Source organism: Pseudomonas sp. NFX5 (assembly GCF_049132125.1).
In the GTDB taxonomy this organism is placed as follows: Bacteria; Pseudomonadota; Gammaproteobacteria; order Pseudomonadales; family Pseudomonadaceae; genus Aquipseudomonas; species Aquipseudomonas marginalis.
The window spans coordinates 44,553-70,173 of the sequence record NZ_JAFMZG010000012.1; the positions used below are offsets into that span (position 1 = coordinate 44,553).

At 61.8% G+C, this 25,621-nt stretch carries 24 protein-coding genes and 1 pseudogene; 14 read left to right on the plus strand and 11 right to left on the minus strand.

The features are described from left to right. The first annotated feature begins 124 nt into the window (after positions 1 to 124). On the plus strand, positions 125 to 1,444 hold the full coding sequence (locus J1N02_RS07480) for an MFS transporter (protein WP_065939189.1): 1,320 nt from the start codon (positions 125 to 127) through the stop codon (positions 1,442 to 1,444). A gap of 55 nt (positions 1,445 to 1,499) precedes the next feature. Here the strand turns inward: J1N02_RS07480 and J1N02_RS07485 are convergent, their stop codons facing one another. Beyond that, on the minus strand, positions 1,500 to 2,255 hold the full coding sequence (locus J1N02_RS07485; RefSeq protein WP_421147251.1) for a hypothetical protein: 756 nt from the start codon (positions 2,253 to 2,255) through the stop codon (positions 1,500 to 1,502). Positions 2,256 to 2,432: 177 nt separating this feature from the next. Here J1N02_RS07485 and J1N02_RS07490 point away from each other — a divergent pair, with 177 nt between their 5' ends. After that, the gene (locus tag J1N02_RS07490; RefSeq protein ID WP_092358366.1) at positions 2,433 to 3,065 is read left to right on the plus strand and encodes a flavin reductase family protein; all 633 of its coding nucleotides are present in this window, start codon (positions 2,433 to 2,435) and stop codon (positions 3,063 to 3,065) included. 37 nt (positions 3,066 to 3,102) lie between these two features. On the opposite strand, the gene J1N02_RS07495 is transcribed toward J1N02_RS07490, so the two are convergent. After that, on the minus strand, positions 3,103 to 3,348 hold the full coding sequence (locus tag J1N02_RS07495; RefSeq protein ID WP_027605503.1) for a hypothetical protein: 246 nt from the start codon (positions 3,346 to 3,348) through the stop codon (positions 3,103 to 3,105). Between the two features lie 42 nt (positions 3,349 to 3,390). Continuing rightward, positions 3,391 to 3,732: an antibiotic biosynthesis monooxygenase family protein gene (locus J1N02_RS07500; RefSeq protein ID WP_065925866.1), complete on the minus strand. Its 342-nt coding sequence runs from the start codon at positions 3,730 to 3,732 to the stop codon at positions 3,391 to 3,393. A gap of 328 nt (positions 3,733 to 4,060) precedes the next feature. Between J1N02_RS07500 and J1N02_RS07505 the strand changes: the two genes are divergently transcribed. Continuing rightward, a complete protein-coding gene (locus J1N02_RS07505) occupies positions 4,061 to 4,990 on the plus strand; it encodes an AraC family transcriptional regulator (protein ID WP_027605501.1) in 930 nt (309 codons plus the stop codon). A 62-nt stretch (positions 4,991 to 5,052) separates the two neighbouring features. Here J1N02_RS07505 and J1N02_RS07510 read toward each other — a convergent pair whose 3' ends face one another. Genes J1N02_RS07510 through edd form a run of 4 tightly spaced genes read right to left on the minus strand, consistent with a single transcriptional unit; the run spans position 5,053 to position 10,059 of the window. Next, the gene (locus J1N02_RS07510) at positions 5,053 to 6,522 is read right to left on the minus strand and encodes an ATP-binding protein (RefSeq protein WP_027605500.1); all 1,470 of its coding nucleotides are present in this window, start codon (positions 6,520 to 6,522) and stop codon (positions 5,053 to 5,055) included. Beyond that, entirely contained in the window at positions 6,512 to 7,246 is a 735-nt protein-coding gene (locus tag J1N02_RS07515) for a response regulator (RefSeq protein ID WP_024077192.1), read from the minus strand. The genes J1N02_RS07510 and J1N02_RS07515 overlap by 11 nt, the downstream gene beginning before the upstream one ends. A 33-nt stretch (positions 7,247 to 7,279) precedes the next feature. Continuing rightward, positions 7,280 to 8,236: a glucokinase gene (locus tag J1N02_RS07520; protein ID WP_169898620.1), complete on the minus strand. Its 957-nt coding sequence runs from the start codon at positions 8,234 to 8,236 to the stop codon at positions 7,280 to 7,282. After that, positions 8,233 to 10,059 carry a phosphogluconate dehydratase gene (edd, locus tag J1N02_RS07525; RefSeq protein ID WP_027605498.1) on the minus strand — a complete coding sequence of 609 codons (1,827 nt, stop codon included), beginning with the start codon at positions 10,057 to 10,059 and terminating at the stop codon, positions 8,233 to 8,235. Before edd ends, J1N02_RS07520 begins: the two co-directional genes overlap by 4 nt. A 221-nt stretch (positions 10,060 to 10,280) precedes the next feature. Between edd and gap the strand changes: the two genes are divergently transcribed. The 8 genes and pseudogenes from gap to J1N02_RS07565 all read left to right on the plus strand — a co-directional run bounded on the left by gap (position 10,281) and on the right by J1N02_RS07565 (position 19,258). Next, positions 10,281 to 11,282 (plus strand): type I glyceraldehyde-3-phosphate dehydrogenase, encoded by a 1,002-nt coding sequence (gene gap, locus J1N02_RS07530; protein ID WP_065925864.1) that lies wholly within the window; start codon positions 10,281 to 10,283, stop codon positions 11,280 to 11,282. A 139-nt stretch (positions 11,283 to 11,421) separates the two neighbouring features. After that, entirely contained in the window at positions 11,422 to 11,940 is a 519-nt protein-coding gene (locus tag J1N02_RS07535) for an RNA polymerase sigma factor (RefSeq protein WP_098478838.1), read from the plus strand. A gap of 74 nt (positions 11,941 to 12,014) precedes the next feature. After that, positions 12,015 to 12,983 carry a FecR family protein gene (locus J1N02_RS07540; RefSeq protein WP_098478837.1) on the plus strand — a complete coding sequence of 323 codons (969 nt, stop codon included), beginning with the start codon at positions 12,015 to 12,017 and terminating at the stop codon, positions 12,981 to 12,983. Between the two features lie 117 nt (positions 12,984 to 13,100). Further along, on the plus strand, positions 13,101 to 15,665 hold the full coding sequence (locus tag J1N02_RS07545; RefSeq protein WP_421147252.1) for a TonB-dependent receptor: 2,565 nt from the start codon (positions 13,101 to 13,103) through the stop codon (positions 15,663 to 15,665). Between the two features lie 136 nt (positions 15,666 to 15,801). Next, positions 15,802 to 16,410 (plus strand): biliverdin-producing heme oxygenase, encoded by a 609-nt coding sequence (locus tag J1N02_RS07550; RefSeq protein ID WP_368963488.1) that lies wholly within the window; start codon positions 15,802 to 15,804, stop codon positions 16,408 to 16,410. 168 nt (positions 16,411 to 16,578) lie between these two features. After that, entirely contained in the window at positions 16,579 to 16,980 is a 402-nt protein-coding gene (locus tag J1N02_RS07555; RefSeq protein ID WP_027605492.1) for a YbaN family protein, read from the plus strand. A 412-nt stretch (positions 16,981 to 17,392) separates the two neighbouring features. After that, positions 17,393 to 18,400, plus strand: a pseudogene (locus J1N02_RS07560) (HAMP domain-containing protein); the annotation flags it as partial. Between the two features lie 102 nt (positions 18,401 to 18,502). After that, the gene (locus J1N02_RS07565; RefSeq protein ID WP_371263365.1) at positions 18,503 to 19,258 is read left to right on the plus strand and encodes a methyl-accepting chemotaxis protein; all 756 of its coding nucleotides are present in this window, start codon (positions 18,503 to 18,505) and stop codon (positions 19,256 to 19,258) included. Positions 19,259 to 19,382: 124 nt separating this feature from the next. Here J1N02_RS07565 and J1N02_RS07570 read toward each other — a convergent pair whose 3' ends face one another. Continuing rightward, positions 19,383 to 19,946 carry an NAD(P)H nitroreductase gene (locus tag J1N02_RS07570; protein ID WP_027605490.1) on the minus strand — a complete coding sequence of 188 codons (564 nt, stop codon included), beginning with the start codon at positions 19,944 to 19,946 and terminating at the stop codon, positions 19,383 to 19,385. Positions 19,947 to 20,086: 140 nt separating this feature from the next. On the opposite strand from J1N02_RS07570, the gene J1N02_RS07575 reads away from it, so the two are divergent. The 3 genes from J1N02_RS07575 to J1N02_RS07585 are packed head-to-tail and all read left to right on the plus strand — an operon-like array spanning position 20,087 to position 23,721. Beyond that, positions 20,087 to 21,526, plus strand: a complete 1,440-nt coding sequence (locus J1N02_RS07575; protein ID WP_421147253.1) for a di-heme oxidoredictase family protein — start codon at positions 20,087 to 20,089, stop codon at positions 21,524 to 21,526. A 31-nt stretch (positions 21,527 to 21,557) separates the two neighbouring features. Further along, positions 21,558 to 22,622 carry an imelysin family protein gene (locus tag J1N02_RS07580; protein ID WP_065939200.1) on the plus strand — a complete coding sequence of 355 codons (1,065 nt, stop codon included), beginning with the start codon at positions 21,558 to 21,560 and terminating at the stop codon, positions 22,620 to 22,622. A gap of 1 nt (position 22,623) precedes the next feature. Next, positions 22,624 to 23,721: a DUF1513 domain-containing protein gene (locus tag J1N02_RS07585; protein ID WP_421147254.1), complete on the plus strand. Its 1,098-nt coding sequence runs from the start codon at positions 22,624 to 22,626 to the stop codon at positions 23,719 to 23,721. Positions 23,722 to 23,842: 121 nt separating this feature from the next. Here the strand turns inward: J1N02_RS07585 and J1N02_RS07590 are convergent, their stop codons facing one another. Genes J1N02_RS07590 through J1N02_RS07600 form a run of 3 tightly spaced genes read right to left on the minus strand, consistent with a single transcriptional unit; the run spans position 23,843 to position 25,471 of the window. Then, positions 23,843 to 24,070, minus strand: coding sequence for a hypothetical protein (locus J1N02_RS07590; protein ID WP_027605486.1), 228 nt, complete (start codon positions 24,068 to 24,070; stop codon positions 23,843 to 23,845). Then, a complete protein-coding gene (locus tag J1N02_RS07595) occupies positions 24,067 to 24,786 on the minus strand; it encodes a lipopolysaccharide kinase InaA family protein (protein ID WP_092358364.1) in 720 nt (239 codons plus the stop codon). The genes J1N02_RS07590 and J1N02_RS07595 overlap by 4 nt, the downstream gene beginning before the upstream one ends. A 4-nt stretch (positions 24,787 to 24,790) precedes the next feature. Continuing rightward, positions 24,791 to 25,471 (minus strand): class I SAM-dependent methyltransferase, encoded by a 681-nt coding sequence (locus tag J1N02_RS07600; protein ID WP_027605484.1) that lies wholly within the window; start codon positions 25,469 to 25,471, stop codon positions 24,791 to 24,793. Between the last annotated feature and the right edge of the window lie 150 nt (positions 25,472 to 25,621).

Here is a 25,621-nt window from a genome sequence, read left to right on the forward strand (position 1 = left end):
GCCCAAAATAAAACCCAGCCCCTTCTAGACCGGGCCTTCATCTACCTGGCACAGCTCCTGCTATAGCCCCAGCCAGGCTGCGCTCGCGCCGCTCCATAAAAACAACTAGATGAAGGATCCTTCAATGGATAACTCCAACACCTTGCCCCTGGGGTCGGCGGCCGCGCCGGCTAAAGAACGCACCACCACCAGCCGCATCAAATCGATCTTCAGCGGATCGGTCGGCAACATGGTCGAGTGGTACGACTGGTATGTCTACGCCGCGTTCTCGCTGTACTTCGCCAAAGCCTTTTTCCCGAAAGGCGACACCACCGCCCAATTGCTCAACACCGCCGCGATCTTCGCCGTGGGCTTCCTGATGCGCCCCATCGGTGGCTGGCTGATGGGCCTGTACGCCGACCGTGCGGGTCGCAAAGCAGCACTGATGGCGTCGGTCCTGCTGATGTGCTTCGGCTCGTTGATCATCGCCCTGAGCCCCGGTTACGAAACCATCGGCGTCGGCGCACCGATCCTGCTGGTGTTCGCCCGCCTGCTGCAAGGCTTGTCGGTCGGTGGCGAATACGGCACCTCGGCCACCTACCTGAGTGAAATGGCCACCAAGGAACGTCGCGGTTTCTTCTCCAGCTTCCAGTACGTGACCCTGATCTCCGGCCAGCTTATCGCCCTGGCCGTGCTGATCGTGCTGCAGCAGATCCTTACCACCGAGCAACTGTACGACTGGGGCTGGCGTATCCCGTTCGCCATCGGCGCCCTGTGCGCAGTGGTCGCGCTGTACCTGCGTCGCGGCATGGAAGAAACCGAGTCGTTCACCAAGAAGGAAAAAGCCAAGGAAAGCGCCATGCGCACCTTGATGCGCCACCCCAAGGAACTGATGACCGTGGTCGGCCTGACCATGGGCGGCACCCTGGCTTTCTACACCTACACCACCTACATGCAGAAGTACCTGGTGAACACCGTCGGCATGAGCATTTCCGACTCCACCACGATCTCGGCGGCAACGCTGTTCCTGTTCATGTGCCTGCAACCGATCGTCGGTGGGCTGTCGGATAAAGTCGGGCGTCGGCCGATTCTGATCGCCTTCGGCATCCTCGGCACGCTGTTCACCGTACCGATCCTCACCACCCTGCACACTATCCAGACCTGGTGGGGCGCGTTCTTCCTGATCATGGCCGCGCTGATCATCGTCAGCGGCTACACCTCGATCAACGCCGTGGTCAAGGCTGAACTGTTCCCAACCGAAATCCGCGCCCTGGGCGTGGGCCTGCCCTATGCACTGACCGTGTCGATCTTCGGCGGTACCGCTGAATACATCGCGCTGTGGTTCAAGAGCATCGGCATGGAAACCGGTTACTACTGGTATGTGACTGCGTGTATTGCAGTGTCGCTGGCGGTCTATGTGACCATGAAGGACACACGCAAGCATTCGCGCATCACCACGGACTAACGGTTGGATGCAGTAACAAATGTGGGAGCGGGCTTGCCCCCTCCCACCTGTTGAATCAGGACACCTCTGCTACCGGGCTCCGGCCATACCGTCGCTGTGCATACGACGCCCCTGCAATCATCACCACCAGCACCGCCGCCAATACCGCCGACGATCCAATGGTGCCGAAATCCAACCCGCCCTTTTCATGGGGCTTGGTCAGGAAGTCGCCCAGGGTTGCACCAAACGGCCGGGTCAGTACAAACGCCACCCAGAACAACAGCACCGACGAGATTTGGGTGAAGTACTTGAGCGCCACTACCGCGGCAATGGTCGAGCCAATCAACAAGGCGCCACCGGCAAAGCCGAGCCCAGAATCGTCCGCCAGGAAGTCGCCCAACGCAGTGCCCAGGGTGTTGGAGAACAGGATCGCCATCCAGTAGAACAGCTCGCCTCGGAAAGTCTGCACCTTGTTCACGTCCAGCGAGTCACCACTGAGGTGCCACAAGGCAAAGATGATCATCAGGATCACGATCAGGATCATCGACCCGGTGGCGTAGCCCAGGCCCAGGGTGCGGTCCATGAAGTCCGACATGGTGGTGCCGGCGGTGCTGGTGGAAAGGATCACGATCCAGTACAGCACCGGGTTGTAGGTTTTCGACCAGAGTTGTGTCACCAGAGTGACCAGGAACACGCTGATAAGGATCATCGAGCTGATGGCGTAACCGACGTTCAGGGTCATCGACAACAAGTCCCCGGCGGTTTCGCCCAGGGTGGTTGCGCAGATTTTCATGACCCAGAACGCCAGGGTGATCTGAGGAAGTTTATTCATGCGGTAGAAGGCTCCGAGGCTCAGTCTTATAGGGGGTATCGACCTTGGGCGCAGACTGAACGGGCCGCTGTGAAAAATAGGTGGCCGCTGAATGAAAATTCCATAAGGCCGATGGAAATTCGTCGCCGTGGATTGCACTATGACGGCCTCCCAGAACCCCGCAGCAGGAACCCGGCCATGCCTGACGATATCCACTTCTACGAACCGGCCAACGGCCACGGCCTGCCACACGACCCGTTCAATGCCATTGTCGGGCCACGGCCGATTGGCTGGATTTCATCCCACGACAATAACGGGCGCCTGAACCTGGCGCCCTACAGTTTTTTCAATGCGTTCAACTACATTCCACCGATCATTGGGTTTTCCAGCGTCGGGCGCAAAGACAGCCTGAACAACATCGAACAGACCGGCGAGTTTGTGTGGAACCTGGCCACCCGCCCGCTGGCCGAGCAGATGAACCAGAGCTGCGCGGCCGTCTCGCCGGAGGTGAATGAGTTCGAGTTGTCCGGCCTGACACCGGTGGCGTCGAAAATCGTCGGCGTGCCGCGAGTGGGCGAGAGCCCGGTGTCGTTCGAGTGCAAGGTGACGCAGATCATCCAGCTGCAGCGCGCCGACCAGCAGTTGGTGCCCAGCTGGCTGGTGCTGGGCGAGGTGGTCGCGGTGCACATTGCCAAGTGGCTGCTCAAGGATGGGGTGTACGACACCGCAGCCGCGGAGCCGATTTTGCGTGGCGGTGGCCCGGCAGACTACTTCCAGCTGGGGCCGGAGGCGTTGTTCAAGATGTATCGCCCAGGCGCCAGCAAACCCTGACTGAAATACACCAAAAAAGTGGGAGGGTCGGCGTTGTTCAGCTGGCGGCGCTCGCCCAGGTCAGTTGACCCTCTTCATCCACACCGATCAACCGTTCAAGCTGCACGGTGGCTGCATCATCGGCATCGGAGGCGGTCTTGAACGTCTGTCCATCCAGGATCTTGTGAAACTGCGGGGCGCCCATGCCATCAAGTGCCTTGACGGCGACGGCGGCGCTGTAGCCCCCTTCACCCGGTACTACGGCGGAAACGGCTTCGTGGTGGGCAAATTGTTTACGTGCCATGTTGCAGGTCCTGGCCAATGGAAAAGTGGGCCATTCTAACCATTAACCGGCCAGTTGCAGGTACTCGCCGTAGGCATTGGCGGCAGAGGCATCGGTGAAGGTCTGGAAGTCCATGCTGCGCACGACCATGTCGTTCAACAGCTCGGTGAAGATCATCAGGGCCGGCGAGTTGAAGTAGGCGCTCATCGCCTGCTCGCTGCTCCAGAAACCCGAGATCAACCAGACATCGGGATCGACCTGGGAATGCTGCAACGAAAATTGCAGGCAACCCTGAGCCTGGCGGCCCGGTTCGATCAAACTGCTCAAGCGTGCACCCAGTTCGGTGCTGCACCCGGTGCGGGCGCGGATAAAGGCCATATGGCTCGCGGGAATGGGGGTGGACATGTTCGACTCTCCCGTTGAGAAGTGATGCTCGGCAAGCACTGTGGGGGCGTGTTGCCACAGGATCAAAGATAACGGCGCGGGTGCGGGCGCGGTTAGTCAATTCCTGCAGGCTTATTGCACAATCCTGCGAGAAGCGTAGGAAGGACGGAGGGACCGCCGACTCGATTCCACAGGCAAACGCCTTGTTTCAGGGACATGACAGCCCGAGAACTTGCCTGATTCGCGACGCTTCGCAGGATCAGGCAAGGATTGTGCAGAATCGACCTAACACTGCTTGAAAAGCCGCCGCTAAGCTGAGCCCATCAAAAAAGCATGCAGAGGACGCCTTATGCCGTCGCCCGAACATCAGTCCATGCCCCTCGACGCCGAGACGGAAAAACAGCGCGCCGAGCTGGCGAGCATCGTGCATCGTCATACCTGGGAAGACGGCTCCTATGGCACGGCGATTACGTCACTGTTCCTGAACCGCCACAACACACCGCGTGACTTCATGCCGGTGCTGGTGGAGCCGGCGTTGTGCATCCTTGCCAACGGCAGCAAGGAAGTGCGCCTGGCCGACGAAATCTTTGCCTACGACCCGCTCAATTACCTGGTGTTCTCGGTGGCGATGCCCGTGGCCGGGCGGATCATCGATGCCACGCCGGAAGATCCAAACCTGTCAGTACGCATCAATATCGACCCGGCGCAGCTCACTGCCTTGATCGCCGAGGCCGGCCCCATGGGCGTGCCCACGCGCCCGACATCGCGCGGGATGTATGTGGACCGCATCGATCCCCAGTTGCTCGACGCCGTGCTGCGCCTGGCGCGCCTGCTGGATACGCCCAAAGACATTGCCATGCTGGCGCCGCTGATCAACCGTGAAATCCTCTACCGCCTGCTGCGCGGTCCCCAGGGTTATCGCCTGTATGAAATTGCCGTGGCCAACAGCCAGAGCCATCGCGTCAGCCAGGCGATCAAGTGGCTCAATGGCAACTACGAACAACCGCTGCGCATCGATGACCTGGCCAAGGAAGTGAACCTCAGCGTCTCGACCCTGCATCACCGTTTCAAGGCAATTACCGCCATGAGTCCGTTGCAGTACCAAAAGCAGCTGCGCTTGCAGGAGGCACGTCGGCTGATGATTGCCGAAGGGCTGGAAGCGTCGGCGGCGGGGTATCGGGTGGGGTATGAAAGCCCGTCGCAGTTCAGCCGGGAGTACAGCCGGTTGTTTGGGGCACCGCCGCTGAGGGATTTGGCACGACTGCGCCAAAGCGTCTGACACACAGACGATCAAAATGTGGGAAGGGGTTTGCCCCCTCCCCTATTTGTCCAATGGTGTTTTCAGTCCAGGGTCCTGGGCAGTTGCAGGGTGACCCGCAAGCCGCCCTCACGCAAATTCTGCAAACTCACTTCACCGCCATGGCTATGGGCAATATTGCGCGCAATACCCAAGCCCAAACCGTAGCCCTGCTGCTGGCCGGCCAGGCGAAAATGCGGTTCGAAGACCTGTTCCAAACGCTGTTCCGGCACGCCAGGGCCTTCGTCGTCGACGTGCAGGATGAACTCCGCGCCATCGTCCTCAATACGCAAATGGGCGTTCTGCCCGTACTTCAAGGCATTGTCGATCAGGTTGCCGATGCAGCGCTTGAGCGCCAGCGGCTTGCCCGGGTACGCCGCCACCGCTGCGCCGTCCAGGGTGACCCGGCCATTGCCGTTGGGGGCCACATAAGGCTCCACCAGGCATTCGAGCACATGGTTGAGGTCGACCGGCTGGATGTTCTCGTGGATATCGGTGTCTTTCACACATTGCAGCGCGCCTTTGACCAGCAACTCCAACTCATCCAGGTCACGGCCGAACTTGGTTTGCAGGTTCTCGTCTTCGAGCAATTCCACGCGCAGGCGCAGGCGGGTAATCGGTGTGCGCAGGTCGTGGGAAATCGCGCTGAACAACTGGCTGCGCTCCGTGAGGTAACGGCTGATGCGTTCGCGCATGGCATTGAACGCGCGGCCCACTTCCACCACTTCACTGCCGCCGCCTTCGGCCACCGGCTCCACATCGGCCCCCAGGGACATGTCTCGCGCCGCCCGCGCCAGGCGCTTGAGCGGCCGGCTTTGCCAGTGCACCAGCAGGCCGATGAACAGCAGCAAGAAGCCGCTGGTCAGCACGATAAACCACACCTGCTGGGACGGCAGGCCCTGTTCTTCCAGGCTGGTGTAGGGCTCGGGCAACAGCGAAGCGATGTACAGCCATTCGCCGGGGGCGAGTTCGATCTGGGTCACCAATACCGGCGGGTTGACCGGTTCCAGGGTCAGCGCGTAATGGGCCCAGGAGCGCGGCAACTCATCCAGTTTCAAGCCGGCGTTGAAGATGCGCAGGTCTTCGGCGCTGACGAACTCCACCGAGATAGGCACGTCGGCGCCCAGGGTCTGGCGCAGGACTTCATCCACGGCCACCAGCACCGCCTGTTTACGCGGGGTTTGCGGCAACACTTGCATGTCGAGGGGCCGATCATTGAGGGTCACGACAAAACGGGTGCCGCCCATACTGCGCAGCTGGTCAAGGACCAACGGCCGATAGGCCACCGGCAACGAACGGAAATAACTCACGCTGGCGGTCATCGAGTGCGCCAGGCTACGGGCGCTGGTGACCAGGCCTTCGAGCTGGGTGGCGCGCAACTGCGAGACCCAGATCACGCTGGACAGCGCCTGGGCGAACAGCACTGCAAGCAAGGTCAGCAACAACATGCGCCCCAGCAGCGAGCGCGGTACCGGGAAGCGCCGGCGGCGTTCGCTCAGCGGCTCAGTGGGCATTGCCGGCAACCACGCTGGCTGCCAGTTGATAGCCGCTGCCGCGCACGGTGCGGATCAGCCTCGGGGGTTTTTCGGTGTCGCGCAGGCGTTGACGCAGGCGGCTGACAGCCATGTCGACGATCCGGTCCAGCGGCATCAGGTCGCGGCCACGGGTGGCATTGCCGATGGTGTCGCGGTCGAGAATCTGCTGCGGGTGATCGAGAAACAGCTTGAGCAGGGCAAAGTCGGCACCGGAGAGGATCACCTCTTCGCCATCCACGTGGAACAGCCGATGACTGATCATATCCAGGCGCCACTCATCGAACACCAGCACATCGCCATTGCCGCTGCGCTCCTGGCCGAACTGGCAGCGGCGCAACAAGGCCTTGATCCGCGCCTGCAACTCACGGGGGCTGAAGGGCTTGCCGATATAGTCGTCGGCCCCCAGTTCCAGGCCGATCACGCGGTCGGCTTCGTCGGAACTGGCGGTGAGCATGATGATCGGCACCTGCGCCTGGCGCGGGTGCTGGCGAATCCAGCGGCAAAGGCTGAAACCGTCTTCGTCCGGCAGCATCACATCGAGGATGACCAGATCGCACGGCGCCTCGTTCATCGCCTGGCGGAACCCCGCGCCATCCGGCACGCCACGCACCTGGAAACCGGCGCGACTGAGGTAGGTCTGCAGCAATTCGCGGATTTCCTGGTCGTCGTCGACGAGGAGAATCGATTTACTGATTACGCTCACGGGGTCCTCCTTGTTGTTATTAGGTGGTGCGGGTCAGGCAAACGCCTGCTCCAATGCGACGCCCGCCCCGGTCAACCCGGAATACGGCGCGGTCACCAGCCACACCGGGATGCCCTTGAAGTAGTCGCTCATGCAGCCTTTGTCACTGAAGCTCCTGGCAAAACCGCTGTGGATGAAGAAGTCGGCAAACCGCGGAATCACCCCACCCACGATATACACACCACCGCGTCCACCGGTGGTCAGCACATTGTTGCCGGCCACCCGGCCCAGCCAGATGCTGAATTGATCCAACACTTCCATGGCCACCGGGTCGCCCGCCAGGCCCGCCGCCGTGATGGCTTCGGGGGTGTCGAGCACGGGTGTGTGGCCATCGACCGCGCAAATCGCCCGGTACAGACGCGGCAGACCGCCACCGCTCAAGGCGGTTTCGGCGCTGACGTGGCCGATCTCGCTGTAGATATGCTGCCACAGCTGGGTTTCCCGTGGGCTGCTCAGGGGCAGGTCGACATGGCCACCCTCCCCCGGCAACGCCGCAAAGCGGCCCGCGCCGAGATCCAGCAGGGTACCGACGCCCAGGCCGGTGCCCGGACCGATCACCACCGCCGGGCGCAACGGTTCCGGCGTGCCAGGGCAGACCACGCGGAATTCGTCGGGTTTAAGACGCGTCATGCCCAGGGCCATGGCCGAGAAGTCATTGACCAGCAGCAGTTCATCCACCTGCAAGGCCTGGCAAAACGCAGTCTTGCTCAAGCGCCAGTGATTGTTGGTGAATTTGAATTCATCCCCGCTCACCGGCCCGGCGACCGACAGGCACACCGCACCGATGTCGCCGATTTGCAGGCCTTCTTCCTTGAGGTAGACCTTGATCGCGTCCTCAGGGCTTTGGTGATCAGCCGTGGCATGCACCCGGATCGAATGCAGTGCCTGATCTCGCCACAACGCAAAACGGGCGTTGGTACCCCCGATGTCACCGACCAGCGCTAGCTTCACTTAAGCGTCTCCAAGGCACAGGTAAAGGCGCTGGCGCCCTGCTCTGCGGAGCTTGCGGCCAAGCGCATAAATGCAAACAGCTCGCGACCGGCCCCCACGTTATTGCCCAACAGGCCCGTGGCAGGCGTGCGCGCTGCAAATTCTTCGGCGTCCACCTTAAGCTCCAAGGTGCCCTTCACGCCATCCACGCGAATGATATCGCCATCTTTGACCCGTGCCAGTGGCCCGCCGCTCTGGGCTTCGGGGTTGACGTGAATCGCGGCGGGGATCTTACCCGACGCGCCGGACATACGCCCGTCTGTCACCAGTGCGACTTTGAAGCCACGGTCCTGCAGCACGCCGAGGAACGGCGTCATCTTGTGCAGTTCCGGCATGCCGTTGGAGCGCGGGCCCTGGAAGCGCATCACGGCGACAAAATCCTTTTCCAGCTGGCCGGCCTTGAACGCATCGGCCAGGTCCTGCTGGTCCTGGAACACCACCGCCGGCGCTTCGACGATCTGATGCTCAGGCGCTACGGCAGAGACTTTCATGACACCGCGGCCGAGGTTGCCTTCCATCACACGCAGGCCGCCTTCCGGCGAGAACGCACGCGCCACAGGGCGCAGGATGGTTTCGTCGAGGCTTTCGATCGGGCCGTCGCGCCACACCAGCTCGCCGTCGACCAGGAATGGTTCCTGGACATAACGGCTCAGGCCCTTGCCCGCCACGGTGTTGACGTCGTCGTGAAGCAGGCCGGCTTCAAGCAGCTCGCGGATCAGGAACGACATGCCGCCCGCTGCCTGGAAGTGGTTGATGTCGGCCTTGCCGTTTGGATACACGTGGGACAAGGTCGGCACCACCTCGGAGAGGTCGGCCATGTCGTCCCAGGTGAGGATGATGCCCGCCGACATGGCGATGGCCGGCATGTGCAGGGTGTGGTTGGTGGAGCCGCCCGTCGCGTTGAGCGCAACGATGGCGTTGACGATGGATTTCTCATCGACGATCTCGCCGATCGGCGTGAAGTTGCCGTTGGCCTTGGTCAAGCGCGTGACCTGGTGCGCGGCTTCGCGGGTCAGGGCGTCACGCAGCGGCGTGTACGGGTTGACGAACGAGGCACCCGGCAAATGCAGGCCCATCACTTCCATCAGCAGTTGATTGGTGTTGGCGGTGCCGTAGAAGGTGCAGGTGCCGGGGCTGTGGTAGGACTTCATCTCCGATTCCAGCAGCTCTTCGCGAGTGGCCTTGCCTTCGGCGTAGCGCTGGCGCACATCGGCCTTCTGCTTGTTGGAGATGCCCGAAGGCATCGGCCCGCCCGGTACGAAGATCATCGGCAGGTGGCCGTAGCGCAGCGCGCCCATCATCAGGCCGGGCACGATCTTGTCGCAGATGCCCAGCATCAGCGCGGCGTCGAACATGTTGTGGGACAGCGCTACCGCCGTGGACATGGCGATGACTTCACGGCTGAGCAGGCTCAGCTCCATGCCGGGCTCGCCCTGGGTCACGCCGTCGCACATGGCCGGGGTGCCGCCAGCGAACTGGCCGACCGAGCCGACTTCGCGCAGGGCTTTCTTGATTTGTTCCGGGAAATGTTCGTACGGCTGGTGCGCCGAGAGCATGTCGTTATATGACGAAACAATTGCCACGTTGGCGGCGTTCATCATGCGCAGGCTATTTTTATCTTCGGTGCCGCAACCGGCCACGCCATGGGCGAAGTTGGCGCATTGCAGCTTGCCGCGCATCGGACCGTCGCTGGCTGCGCCGCGAATGAGCGCAAGGTAAGCCTCACGAGTGGCGCGGCTGCGGGCGATAAGCCGTTCGGTGACCTCAAGGACGCGGGGATGCATGTGTAGAACTCCAGGCTAACGGATGTGGCGACCTGAGTGTCTATGCTGATCAAACGCCCGCAGCTCATGGGATGGCAGAGAGTCGTTTGGATCATCGGACCAGTTGATTCAGGTCACTCGTTGTAGATTGAACAAAATATTGCCACTAAAAAGGCTTGTTTTCTATTTTTATGCGAATAATCTTGTAATTCTTACAACAAATCGACGACAGGCACTTTCCAATGACTCTTCGTATCGCAATCAATGGTTTTGGCCGTATCGGCCGTAATGTCCTGCGCGCACTGTATACCCAAGGCTATCGCCAGGATTTGCAGATCGTCGCCATCAATGATTTGGGCGACAGCTCGATCAACGCCCACCTGCTCAAATACGACACCGTGCACGGCACTTTCGATGCAGAGGTCGCCCACGATCAGGAAAGCCTGACCGTCAATGGTGACCGGATTGCCGTCAGTGCCATTCGCAACCCGGCCGACCTGCCGTGGGCGGCGCACAAGGTCGACGTGGTGTTCGAATGCACCGGTCTGTTCACCGACCGTGACAAGGCTGCCGCCCATATTACCGCCGGCGCACGCAAAGTGATCATCTCCGCCCCGGCCAAAGGCGCGGACGCGACCGTGGTCTACGGCGTGAACCACGACATCCTGCGTCAATCCCACCAGATCATCTCCAACGCCTCGTGCACCACCAACTGCCTGGCGCCGGTCGCCCAGGTGCTGCATCGCGAATTGGGTATCGAAAGCGGCTTGATGACCACGATTCATGCCTATACCAACGACCAGAACCTGACGGACGTCTACCACACCGACCCGTACCGCGCGCGTTCGGCCACCCAGAACATGATCCCAAGCAAGACCGGCGCCGCCGAAGCGGTGGGCCTGGTGCTGCCGGAGCTGGCAGGCAAGCTGACCGGCATGGCCGTGCGTGTACCGGTGATCAACGTGTCGCTGGTGGACCTCACCGTGCAGTTGAAGAAAGACGCCACTGCCGACGAAGTCAACGCACTGCTCAAGGAAGCCAGCCAACACTCGAAGATCCTCGGCTATAACACCCTGCCGCTGGTCTCCAGTGACTTCAACCATAACCCGCTGTCGTCGATCTTCGATGCCAACCACACCAAGGTCAGCGGCAAGCTGCTGAAAGTGCTGGCCTGGTATGACAACGAGTGGGGCTTCTCGAACCGCATGCTGGATAACTGCCTGGCGTTGTGCAACGCCGAGTAATGCGGTCCTGTGGGAGGGGCAAGTCGAATCGTCGCACCGCCCTTCCCACATTGTTCTATGTAGACACAGAGGAATAGCCACTTGCCATTTGAGTTGATGATAAGCATTATCATTAACTGCAAATCGGTCTGGTATCACTGTGAGCCAATCTCGCTTCAACCAAGTCTTTCTCACCCAACGGGTGATTCTGCTACGCACCTTGCAGCGGATGGTGAATAACCACAGCACCGCCGAGGACCTGTTGCAGGAAACCTACCTGCGCGTCACCCGGGCCCTCAGCGAGCGGCCGATCGATCACCTCGAACCCTTCGTCTACCAGACCGCGCGTAACCTGGCGCTGGATCATTTGCGTTCGCGCAGGGTTCAGGCGCGCACCCTGCAGGAAGATGTACCGCTGGAGATCCTGCAAAGCGTCGCCGCCCCCATCAGCACCCCCGAAGACGCAACCCAGGCCGAGCAATTGCTTGAACACCTGAGCATCAGCCTCGGCCAGTTGAGCGCGCGCCAGCAGCAGATTTTCATCCTCAGCCGCCTGCACGGTTGCAGCTACCAGGAGATCGCCGATCAGTTGGACGTGTCCTTGAGCACCGTGCAAAAGGAACTGAAATTGATCATGGCCATTTGTGTAGGTGTGGCCGAAAGACTGGATCGGCCTTAAGCTTCAGCCGACAGAATTGTCGACCCAAGCTGTAGGAAAGATGAATAGAACGTGGCGAAGACCCGAGGAACACCGTGACGGACCCGAATAAACTGCGCCCCCATGAGCTGGCTCATGAGGTGTTGCAAGATACGGCTATGGACCAGGCCCTCGATTGGCTGATCGCCTTGCAGTGCCCAGCGCCCGGGCAGCAGGCCGAGTTTGAAGCCTGGCTGGCCCAAGACCCCGCCCACGTCCACGCCTTCGGCAAGGCCCAGGCCGCCTGGGGTGGCGCGCCGGTGCACAGCGCCGCCGTCGCCCTGGCCGCGCCGCGCAAGCCCAGGGGCTGGCGCCGGATCAAGCCGCACTGGAAACCGCTGGCCACCGCCGCCGTGCTGTTGATCGGCCTGTTCAGCTTCAGCAACCTGCCGGTACGCCTGCAAGCCGACCATCTCACGGTGGTGGGCGAACGCCAGCGCCTGCAATTGGACGATGGCTCGAAGGTGTTGCTGAACACCAATTCGGCGTTTTCCAGCAGCATCAAGGACCACCAGCGGATCGTTCGCCTGTACCAGGGCGAAGCCTTTTTCGAAATCATGCCCGGCCATGGCCTGCCCCTGGAAATCGACGCCGGCCCCGTGCGAGCCAGCGTGCGTGATACCGCCTTCGCCGTGCGCTACCTCAACGGCGAAGCCCAGGTGCAGGTGCAGCGCGGCGATGTCGACCTGAGCAACACCTTCGACGATGCCCGCGTGCGCCTGAGTGCCGGCGAAAGCATCCGCATCGGGCCCAAGGGCTTTGGCCAACCGGCCCGGCTGGATGCCAGCAAGGACCTGGCCTGGGTGCAAGGCCGGCTGATTTTCGAAAACTGCCCGATGAGCGAAGTGCTCGCCGAACTGCGTCGTTACTACCCCGGCTGGATCGTCAACACCAACGACAAGCTCGCCAGCGTCGCCGTCACCGGCAACTACCGCCTCGACCAACCCCTGGATGTGGTGCGCTCCCTGGCCCACATCACCTCAGCGAAGTTGTCGGAATACCCCGCGCTGGTGATTTTGAACTAAATGAGAATTATTTTTACTCGATAGCCTTCGGCGGTACGTCTCGTCTTAGCCAATGCAACTGATTCCTATTTGGTTCGGTTCGCAACTATAAGATTCGTACCTTCCGGAGCGCTCTCGATGTCCTCTCGTTTCAACCGCCGGTCCTCCTCCCCCGTGCTGTCCTTGCTGACCGCCGCCATCCTGCTGGCCGGTTCGCCAGTGATGGCCGCCACTGCCGCCGAACCTGCCGCCCACAGCCACGGCAACTACAGCTTCAGCATCGAGCAACAGCCACTGGTTTCGGCGCTGAACGCCTTTACCAGCGTGACCGGCTGGCAAGTCGGCCTGCCCGCCGAGCTGGGCCAGGGTGTGTCGTCCCCTGGGGTGCGCGGCGCCCTGTCGCCGGAGAAAGCCCTGGACCGGCTGTTGGTGGGGACCAACCTGAGCTACCGCAAGCTGGGCAACAACAACATCGTCCTGGAAAAGCGCACGGCGGGCAGCACCCTCAACCTGCAACAGGTGACCATCAGCGCCACCCGTAACGCGCAGGATGTGAACAGCGTACCGAGCACCGTCAGCGTGCATGATCGCGAAGAACTGGACCGCCAGAACGTCAACACCATCCGTGAGCTGGTGCGCTACGAGCCCGGCGTCTCGGTCGGCGGCGCAGGCACCCGCGCCGGCAATGCCGGGTTCAACATCCGCGGGATCGACGGCGACCGCATCCTCACCCAGGTGGACGGTGTGGAAGTGCCCGACAACTTCTTCAACGGCCCCTACGCCAAGACCCGCCGCAACTACGTCGACCCGGAAATCGTCAAGCGCGTCGAGATCCTGCGCGGCCCGGCCTCGGCCCTCTACGGCAGCAGCGCCATCGGCGGCGCCGTGAGTTACTTCACCCTCGACCCGGACGACATCATCAAGCCCGGCCAGGACGTCGGCGCACGCCTGAAGACCGGCTACAGTTCCGCCGACGAAAGCTGGCTGACCTCCGGCACCGTCGCCGGCCGCGTGCAGGACTTCGATGGCTTGCTGCACCTGAGCCAGCGCAATGGCCATGAGACCGAATCCTACGACGGCAACAACGCCACCGGCCTGGCCCGTACCGGCGCCAACCCCGAGGACGCGCGCACCACCAATATCCTGGCCAAGCTCGGCTGGAACTATGGCGATGACAACCGCCTGGGCCTGACCTATGAGAAGTACAAGGATGATCGCGACGTCAACCTGAAGAACGCGGTGGGCGGCCCGTTCATCGGCGGCCGAGGCTTCAACCTCTACCGTGATCGCCGTGGTAACGACACCATTACCCGCGAACGTTTCGGCCTGGAAAACAGCTTCGCCCTTGAGTCGCCGATTGCCGACCGGATCAAGACCAGCCTCAACTACCAGATCGCCAAGACCGACCAGACCACTGCCGAGATCTATCAGTCAGGCCGGCGTGTCCTGCGTACCCGCGACACGCTGTACCAGGAAAAACAGTGGATTTTCGATGCCCAGTTGGACAAAGCGTTCAGCCTCGGTGAAACCGATCACCAAGTGACCTACGGCACTACCCTCAAGCAGCAGAAAGTCACCGGCTCGCGCGAGGGCGGCGCGACCTGTGTGGCCGTCGGCAGTGGCTGCACCGCCATCGGCGCCCCCAGCCCGATGGCCTCCGACAGTGTGAAAAAGTCCAGCGACTTCCCCGACCCGACCATCAACACGTATTCGCTGTTCGCACAGGATCAGATCAGCTGGGACAAATGGACCTTTTTGCCCGCCGTGCGCTACGACTACACCCAGCTCAAACCCAAGCTGACCCAGGAGTTCCTCAACACCGTCAACCCGACGGGTACGGACCCGGTGAGCGACAAGGAAAAAACCTGGCACCGTGTGACGCCCAAGTTCGGCCTGACTTACGCCCTGACGGATCAATACACCTGGTTCGGCCAATATGCCGAAGGTTTCCGTACGCCCTCCGCCAAGGCGTTGTACGGCCGCTTTGAAAACCTCAACCTGGGCTACACCGTCGAGCCGAACCCCGACCTCAAGCCAGAAACCAGCAAGGGCATCGAAACCGGGATTCGCGGCAAGTTTGACGAGGGATCCTTTGAAATCGCCGTGTTTTACAACAAGTACCGCGACTTTATCGATGAGGACAACGCCGTCGTCGGCGGCACGGTCGAACAGTTCCAGGCCATCAATATCAAGCGCGCCACCATCAAGGGGGCCGAAGCCAAAGGGCGCCTGAACCTGGATGCATTCGGCGCCCCGCAGGGCCTCTACACCCAGGGTTCGGTGTCCTATGCCTACGGTCGTAACGACGATAACGGCGAGCCGCTGAACAGCGTCAACCCGCTCAAGGGCGTATTTGGCCTGGGCTACGATCAGGACAACTACGGTGGTCTGTTGAGCTGGACCCTGGTGAAAAAACAGGATCGCGTCGACAGCAGTACCTTCCACGCGCCGGACGGCGACACCAGCGGCCCCTTCAAGACCCCGGGCTTCGGGGTTGTCGACCTGACCGCCTTCTACAAAGTCACCCAGGACGTGACCATCAACGGCGGCCTCTACAACCTCACCGACAAGAAATACTGGAACTGGGATGACGTACGCAGCTACGACAGTGTCGGCGAAGCCGCGGTGACCGGACCGGCCAACCTCGACCGCCTGACCCAGCCGGGCCGCAACGTTGCGATCAACCTGATCTGGGACATCTGACGACACCCGACTCACCTCGTCGAAATTTCAGCGGCGAGGTGAGGATTTTTTACTGTGCCGCGTCTTCTTGTTCGTCTAGTTGATAACAGCTCTCTTTAAGGGCCATAAGGCGCTCCCCCTTCTCAAGGACTTTTTCATGACCGCTTCTTCTACCGCAGAACGCCCAAGCCTGCGCTCCCAGCGCCTGAACCAGATTACCCACGAGCCACACACCAAGCTGGACGCGTTGGTGAAGGCCCACGCGCCGTTTGAAACCCAGGCCAACTTCGCGCGTTTCGTAGTGGCGCAGTACCTGTTCCAGTCGGAACTGGTGGCCCTGTACAACGATGCCGAACTGATCAAGATCGTGCCTGACCTGGCCGAACGCTGCCGCGCCGAAGCCGCCAGGCTGGACCTGGCTGACCTGGATACCGAAGTGCCAGCACCGCTCCCCGGCGCGCTGAAAAACCCGAGCAAGGCCGAAGCCCTGGGCTGGTTGTTCGTGTCCGAAGGTTCCAAGCTGGGCGCGGCGTTCCTGATCAAGCGCGCCGTAGGTCTGGGCCTGAGCGAAACCTTCGGTGCCCGCCACCTGGGTGAGCCGGCCGGTGGTCGCGCCGAAGGCTGGAAAAGCTTCACTCGCACCCTGGATGCGTTGCAATTGAGCGCCGAGGAAGAAGCCGCAGCGGAAAAAGGCGCGGTGGATGCATTTGTGCGCTTCACCGTGCTGCTGGAACAGGCGTACGCTAGCGCCCCTGAACTGGCCTGACCGCCCACATTGAAATGCGGTTTAAATGTGGGAGGGGGCTTGCTCCCGATAGCGGTGCATCAGTCAACAAATAGGTACCTGACCCTCCGCCATCGGGGGCAAGCCCCCTCCCACAGTTGATTGCATTTCAATGCCGACTCTTTTGTTATCCCCTACTTTGCACGAACCATGACCCGCAAACCCCAATCCACCTCGAAAATCGCACAGATCCTCTTCGGCCTGCTGGCCTACGTCAGCCTGGGCATCGGGCTGGTGGCGATTGTGGTGCCGGGTTTGCCCACCACCGAGTTCATCCTCCTGGCCGCCTGGGCCGCGACCAAAAGCTCACCGCGCCTCAGTGCCTGGCTGGAAAACCACCGCCTGTTCGGACCGATCCTGTTCAACTGGCGCAACGGCAGGATCATCGCGCGCCGGGCCAAAGTCAGCGCCACCGTGAGCATGCTGCTGTGCGCCATCCTGATGCTGGTGATGCTCGACCACGGCTGGCCGATCTACCTGGCGATTGCCGGGATGAGCCTGGGCAACCTGTGGATCTGGTCACGCCCGGAACGGCTCGCACAGCCCGTGTGACGCCGGCTGTAGCCGCTTTCATACCGCCCATCGCCTATCTCTCATGAATTGATTTGTTACGCCGATGTTTCAGACATAGCGCTGAATGGACTTGGCCTGCACTGCGAGCCCTCCAACATGCCCATTCGTGAGTGAACCTATGTTCGACACCCTCTCTATCCGCTTGAAAATCGTGCTGCTGTCCGGGCTCTGCCTGTTGGGGGTGATTGCGCTGGTGGTCGGCATCAACATCTACAACACCAACCAGAACGATCAGTTGGTCAGCGACTCAAGCTCGCGCATGCTTACCGACGGCGTGGAACAACTGCTGCAAGCCAGGGCCGCCGAACAGGCAGTGCAACTGCAGAAAACCTTCGGCGACAGCCTGCTGGCGCTGACCGCACTGGCCGACCAGGTCAAGGACCTGCGCACCATGGCCAGCAAGCGTGGCCTGGACGCCGGCGCGCTGCGCGAAGAAATCAACCAGAGCCTGAAAACCACGTTCGATCGCAACAGCAAAGTGCTGGGTTTCTGGCTGTCGTTCGAACCCAACAGCCTGGATGGCAAGGACAGCGAATTCGTCGATGACAAAGCGCGCGCCTCCAACGAAAAAGGGCGCTTCTCCAGTTATTGGAGCCGTGCCGGCGGCGAAGGCTTGAACACCGTCATGGTCGAAGAGGACCTGAACAAGACCACCCTCACCCTCAACGGTACGCCCTACAACATCTGGTACACCTGCCCACGGGACACCCGCACTACCTGCCTGCTGGACCCGTATGAAGACACAGTGGGGGGCAAAAAGGTGCTGATGACCACCATCGCTTCGCCGCTGATCGTCGACGGCAAACTCATCGGCGTCATCGGTGTGGACATTGCCCTCACCGCCCTGCAAGCCACCACCGACGCCGCACAGAAAGACCTGTTCAACGGCGCGGCGCACCTGGAGATTCTTTCCAGTACCGGCCTGATTGCCGCCTACAGCGGCGAACCGGACAAGGTCGGCAAGAACCTGATCGACACCCTTGGCGCCGAAGGCAAGGAAATCGTGCAATTGCTGGCCAGTGACAACCGCATGATCCGCGAACAGGGCGACACCATTCGCGCCGTGTACCCGGTCAAGCCACTCGCCGATGCCAAGTCATGGGGCGTGGTGATCAAACTGCCCAAAAGCGTGATGCTGGCCGATAACGTCAAGCTGCAGGCGGTACTCGACGATGCCCAGGCCAGCGGCACGCTCAAGGCCTTGCTGGTCGGCGCCGCTGCCGGCCTGCTCGGCTTGCTGCTGATCTGGCTCACAGCCACCGGCGTGACCCGCCCGATCAACAGCGTGGCCGCCATGCTCAAGGACATCGCCAGCGGCGACGGCGATCTCACCCAGCGCCTCGCCTACGCCAAGAAGGATGAACTGGGCGAGTTGGTGAACTGGTTCAACCGCTTCCTCGACAAACTGCAACCAACCATCGCGCAGATCAAGCAAAGCATCACCGAAGCCCGTGGCACGGCTGACCAGTCCTCGGCCATCGCACGCCAGACCAGCGAAGGCATGCAGGTGCAGTTCCGCGAAATCGACCAGGTGGCCACGGCGTCCAACGAAATGAGCGCCACCGCCCATGACGTCGCCAACAGCGCCTCCAATGCCGCCAGCGCGGCACGCGGCGCCGACCACTCGGCCCGTGAAGGCATGTCGATCATCGAGCAGAGCACCCGCGACATCACCACCCTCGCCGAAGAAGTCAGCAAGGCGGTGGGCGAAGTCGAAGCCCTGGCGGTCAATAGCGAGCAGATCGGTTCAGTCCTGGAAGTGATCCGCAGCATTGCCGAGCAAACCAACCTGCTGGCGCTCAACGCGGCGATCGAAGCCGCACGCGCCGGGGAAAGCGGCCGGGGGTTTGCGGTGGTGGCCGACGAAGTGCGCAACCTGGCCAAGCGCACCCAGGATTCGGTGGAGGAAATCCGCCAGGTGATCGAACGCATCCAGAGCGGCACCCGTGGCGTGGTGGCAACCATGCACTCGAGCCAGAGCCAGGCCCAGAGCAACGCAGGGCAGATCCATCAAGCCGCGCAGGCCCTGGGCAAGATCAGTGATGCCGTGACGGTGATCAGCGACATGAACCTGCAAATCGCCAGCGCCGCCGAGCAGCAAAGCGCCGTGGCCGAAGAGGTCAACCGCAACGTCTCGGCGATCCGCACCGTGACCGAAACCCTCACCGGCCAGGCCACCGAGTCGGCGGCCATCAGCAGCCAGCTCAATGCGTTGGCCAGCCAGCAGATGAAACTCATGGATCAGTTCAAGGTTTAAGAAACACCACGGGACCCATGTGGGAGGGGGCTTGCCCCCGATAGCGATGTGTCAGCTACCGATGAGTTGACTGACACACTGCAATCGGGGGCAAGCCCCCTCCTACATTTTGACCGCCTACTGCTTAGAGACCCGTCCAAGCCTGCACAAACGCCGCCACATCTTCCTTCGGTGCCGTACGCGGCGGGTTCTGCGGTGTACCCAAATAAAGGAAGCCAATCACCTCCTCATCCGCCGTCAGCCCCAGGCCTTTGGCCACGTGGGCCGAATAGGACAACTCACCCGTGCGCCACACCGCACCAATCCCCTGGGCATAGGCCGCCAGCAGAATACCGTGGGCCGCGCAGGCGGCTGCCAACAGTTGTTCAGACTTGGGCACCTTGAAGTGCTCCTGCAGGCGGGCAATCACCACCACCACCAGCGGCGCCCGCAGCGGGCCGTTCTGGGCCTTGTCGATGACAGCCTGGGGAGCATCGGCGTCCTGCAGGCGAGCGGCTTCGGCCAACAGCGTGCCCATCTGCTCACGGGCGGCACCTTCCACGGTGAGGAAACGCCAAGGGCGCAGTTGGCCGTGGTCGGGCGCACGCATGGCTGCGGCGAACAGCACATCGCGCTGCTCCTGGGTCGGTGCCGGTTCCAGCAAACGCGGCACGGAAACACGGTTGAGCAAAGCGTCGAGAGCCTGCATTGGCCACCTCCAGAAAAAAATGTGCGGTCATTCTAGCGGGAATGAATCGGGATGCCACCAAACGATAATTGCTCTTATTCAATCCGCCCCGCCCTGTTAGACTTTGCGACCTTATTTTCAGCCTTGGTCCGGGAAACTCGATGTTTCGTTCGCTTTTTCGCCTGTGCGCAGCGTTGATGGCCTTGAGCCTGGCCGCCTGCGACGACGCCCCACGTTTCACCAAGGCCGAGCCGGGTGAAGCGCGAGCGGGCGGCGCGACGACGGTGAACAAGCGCGACCAGAATGCGTTTTCCCTGCCCTCGGCCAACCTGTCGCCCACGCGCCGCCTGGATTTCAGCGTGGGCAACAGCTTCTTTCGCAGCCCCTGGGTGATCGCGCCGTCCACCACCACCGCCCGCGATGGCCTGGGCCCGCTGTTCAATACCAACGCCTGCCAGAACTGCCATATCAAGGACGGCCGCGGCCACCCGCCGCTGCCCGACGCGGCCAATGCGGTGTCGATGCTGGTGCGCCTGTCGATTCCCCTGTCTACCCAGGACCAGCCGCCCTACGCCAAGCTCATCGAGCAAGTCGGGGTGGTACCCGAGCCCGTCTACGGCGGGCAACTGCAAGACATGGCGGTGCCCGGCGTGCCGCCGGAAGGCAAGGTGCGCGTCGACTACACGCCGGTCAACGTCACCTTCAAGGACGGCACCGTCGTCGAGCTGCGCAAGCCCGACCTGCAAATCACCCAGCTCGGCTATGGCCCGATGCATCCAGATACACGCTTCTCCGCACGCATCGCCCCGCCGATGATCGGCCTGGGCCTGCTCGAAGCCATCAGCGACGCAGACATCCTGCGCAATACCGACCCGCAGACCGCCGACAAGGAAGCCCTCGTCGGCCGCGCGAATCGGGTCTGGGATGACGCCGAGCAAAAAACCGTACTCGGACGTTTTGGCTGGAAAGCCGGGCAACCCAATCTCAATCAACAAAATGTTCACGCGTTCTCTGGTGATATGGGCCTCACCACCTCCCTGAGACCCTTCGATGACTGCACCGACGCCCAAGTCGCCTGCAAACAGGCACCCAACGGCAATGGCCCCGAGGGCGAGCCGGAAGTCAGCGATAACATCCTGCGCCTGGTGCTGTTCTATACCCGTAACCTGGCCGTGCCCGTGCGCCGCGACGTCGACACCCCGCAGGTGCTGGCCGGGAAAAACCTGTTCTACCAGGCCGGTTGCCAGGGTTGCCATAAACCGACGTTCACCACCGCTGCGAATGCCGCCGAACCCGAGTTGGCCAACCAAGTGATTCGCCCCTACAGCGACCTGCTGTTGCACGACATGGGCCCAGGCCTGGCCGACAACCGCACGGAATTCAAGGCCGGTGGCCGCGACTGGCGCACGCCGCCGTTGTGGGGCATCGGCCTGACGCAGACCGTCAGTGGCCATACCCAGTTCCTGCATGACGGCCGCGCCCGCAACCTGCTCGAAGCCGTGCTGTGGCACGGCGGCGAAGCACAAGCGGCGCAGCAGCATGTGTTGTCCTTCAATGCCGAGCAGCGCGCTGCGTTGCTGGCGTTCCTGAATTCTTTATAAGCTTCGCCCCAATTACAGAAGGGAGCTCGACATGTTCCGTCCCAAGTTGTTGTTCACCAGCCTGGCCGCCCTCGCCCTGGGCGCCTGCTCGCCACAAGACCCGCAAGCCGTGACCTCGGCGGCGATCGCCAAGCAGGTGATCCTGCCGACCTACAGCCGCTGGGTCGAAGCCGACCGCCAGTTGGCCGTCAGCGCCCTCGCCTACTGCCAGGGCAAGGAAAGCCTGGACACTGCCCGCGCCGACTTCCTCCACGCGCAAAAAGCCTGGGCCGAGTTGCAACCGCTGCTGATCGGCCCGCTGGCCGAGGGCAACCGCTCGTGGCAGGTGCAGTTCTGGCCGGACAAGAAGAACCTGGTGGGCCGCCAGGTCGAGCAACTGGTCGCCGCCCAACCGCAGATCGACGGCACCGCACTGGCCAAGTCCAGCGTGGTGGTACAGGGCCTGTCGGCCTACGAATACATCCTCTACGACGCCAAGACCGACATCGCCGACGAGGCGCAGAAAGCCCGTTACTGCCCGCTGCTGGTGGCCATCGGTGAGCGCCAGAAAGCCCTGGCCGAAGAGATCCTGGCCAGCTGGAACAGCACCGACGGCATGCTCGCGCAGATGAGCAAGTTCCCGAACCAGCGCTACGCTGACTCCCACGAAGCCATCGCCGATCTGCTGCGCGTACAAGTGACCGCGCTGGACACCCTGAAGAAAAAACTCGGCACGCCCATGGGCCGCCAGACCAAGGGCATCCCGCAGCCGTTCCAGGCCGATGCATGGCGCAGCCAGTCGTCCCTGCAAAGCCTGGAAGCCAGCCTCGCCGCCGCCCAGACCGTGTGGGTGGGGGTGGACAACAAGGGCCTGCGTGGTTTGCTGCCGGCGGATCAGAAGCCGCTGGCCGACAAGATCGACGCCGCCTATGCCGCCGCGCTGAAACTGTTCGCCAGCAACCAGCGCACCCTCAACGAGCTGTTGAACGATGACGCCGGGCGCCAGCAGCTCAACGACATCTACGACAGCCTCAACGTCGTCCACCGCCTGCACGAAGGCGAGCTGGCCAAGGCGCTGGGAATCCAACTGGGCTTCAATGCCAACGACGGTGACTGATATGCTCAGGCGACAGGCTTTGGCGATCGGCAGCGTGCTGCTCAGCGCACTCACGTTGGGTGGCTGGACGCTGTTCAAAGGGAAAGACAAGCACCCGCTGCTGCTGTCGGCCCGCGATGATGCAGACGGCAAGCACTATGCCGTGGGCTTTCAGCTGGACGGCAAGCAGGTGTTCGCCACCCAGGTCGGCCAGCGCTGCCACGACATCATCAACCACCCGACACTGCCGATTGCGCTGTTTGTTGCCCGCCGCCCGGGCACCGAGAGTTACCTGATCGACCTGCGTAATGGCGCGCTGTTGCAAACCATCACCTCGAACGCCAACCGCCACTTCTACGGCCATGCGGTCATCCACAAGAGCGGCAATTGGCTGTACGCCACCGAGAACGACACGTCCGACCCCGGCCGTGGCCTGCTCGGTGTGTACAAGTTCGAAGGCGAGCGCCTGGTGCACAGCGGCGAGATCTCCACCCATGGCATCGGCCCGCACCAGGTGTCGTGGATGCCCGACGGCGAAACCCTGGCGGTGGCCAACGGCGGCATTCGCACCGAAGCCGAAAGCCGCGTGGAGATGAACCTCAACGCGATGGAACCGAGCCTGGTGCTGATGCACCGTGACGGCACGCTGATCAGCAAGGAAACCCTCGGCCAGCAGATGAACAGCGTGCGCCATATGGGCATCGCCAGCGATGGCACCCTTCTCACCGGCCAGCAGTTCATGGGACCGTCCCAGGAGCGCTCCGAGTTGCTGGCGATCAAGCGCCCGGGCCAGCCGTTCATGGCGTTCCCGGTGGCCGATGAGCAGTTGCAGGCCATGGGGCATTACACCGCCAGCGTCGCCGTGCACAGCGAATTGCGCCTGGTGGCGTTGACCGCACCCCGTGGCAACCGCTTCTTTATCTGGGACATGGACACTGCCGAGCTGCGCCTGGATGGACCGCTGCCCGACTGCGCAGGCGTCGGTGCAGTGGCAGACGGGTTTGTCGTCACCTCGGGCCAAGGGCGTTGCCGCTACTACGATTGCCGCCAGAAACAGTTGGTCGCCAAACCGTTGGAATTGCCGGCAGGGCTCTGGGATAACCACCTGCATCTGATCTGAGCTGCGTAGATACCGCCTAGCCAACGCCGCGCCCCCGTAGCAGCCGCGTTGCGGATAAGGTTTGAAAGGCAAAAAAAAGGGCCTCGCATCGCAAGGCCCTTCTTCGGGGGTTTGAATCGTTTCAACTCTGCGGCCTCATCCCTTGGGACATCCCAAACATGAACAACAGCAACTCATGATCAGGCTTGACCGCCGCACTCGCCTTGGCGACCCGGGGCAGCAGGCATTGCCCGCCGCCTTGCACCGCACTGAGTACCTGTGTGCGAGGTTGCTCCCATGCAGCCAGGGCCAGGGCGGCAATGCCCATCGCCCCGACCAGGAACAGACCTCGTGCTATTTCTAGCTTCATCTGGTTAAACCCTTGATAGCGCTGCCAAACGCCGTTTCATAAAAGTAGCTGAGTTTTTCCCAGTCGGTGCTGTTCCACGACGAATGGCGACGCAGCTGCAACATGTCATGGGAGGCTGCCCGATAAGCGGTCAAGCGCTGGCGGCATTTCTCGAAGTCCAGCAGCGCCACTTCCACCTGGGCCGAGTCGCCCTCGCCCGTCACCCGCACGAAAATATGCTTGATGTACAGGCAACCGTGCTGCCAGCGTCCCTTGTGCATGCGGGCCAGGGTAGCGGCCAACGCCTTGAGCAAGCGCTCGTGCACCTGCTCGCCATACTGTTCGCGACCACCGGCGGCGTACCAGTTTTCAATTTCGTCGAAGCCGTCGAGGGCGGCGGTCACCAGCAGCGCCTTCCAGCGGTGCTCGGGGTCACGACGCGCCTCACAAAAGACCATTTCGGGCACGCGAACATCCAGCAGTCGCAGGCCCCTGAGGGCATCCCGCTCGCGCAGCACCGTGGGGCGTCCGAACGGGTGCAGCCAACTGCGGTAGATATGGCCCGTCTGGCGCTTGCTGTAGAGCAAACGGCCATTGGCGGTCATGACCCGCTGTACACCACTTTCACCGCCACGCCGGCGATTGGGCTCTTCGACCCATTCGCCTTGCTGACGCCAGAAATAATCGAAGCGTTCTTCGGGAGCTACGTGACTGCCTGCTACGCACTCAACTGCCATCCTGTTACCTCTTGCGCAATACATACACCCGCCACATGGCGTAGAGCGGTATGAAGTCCAGGGATTCCTGAACACGGAATCCGGCTTGCTCGAACTCTGATTCAACAGTAGCAGCCGGTAACACAAATCTGTTCTGGTAACCTTCCTGCTCACCTGTCTTGCGACGCTTTCCTTCCAGACGCTTGCGTTTCCAGGCTTTGAAATTGCCATCGACCCATAGAGAAATGATCACGCTGTCACGGGTAACCCGCTGAAACTCCCGCAGAATTGCCTGACGGTGCGCCGGATCACCGATGTGGTGGAGCAGGCGCATACAGAAAATGCTGTCGACCGAGTTATCCGGCAAATCGATATCGAAGGCAGATGTCTGCAAGGGCCGTACCCGTTTCACCACTTCTGCGGGCTGGGCGGCCATCGCGACCTTCAACATGGAGGCCGAATTGTCGGCGCCGATGATCACACGGTTGGGTTTTTCCGCCAGCAGCGGCCAGAAGCGCCCGGCGCCACACGGCAGGTCCAGCACCAGGCCTGGCTCGCCGGCCATCGCCAACGCGCCACGGGCCAGTTGCTCGTCGCGTTTGTGGGACAACCGGCGAGCCAGATTGTCCTGATGCTTGAGCAAATATTCGTGGGCGTGCTGGTCGTCGTACTTTTCGGAAAATTCGAGCTTGATCGGGGTAGGCATCAACGGATCTCCAGTTGCTGATGCCTACAACCTTAAGCAGCGTCCTGTGATCAACAGGTCAACCCCTTGTGAAAAACTTGTCCTGTCCAATCCCATACATTTCAAGACTTTACAGACACAAGCAATATCATGGGGCCATCTTCGCCGATT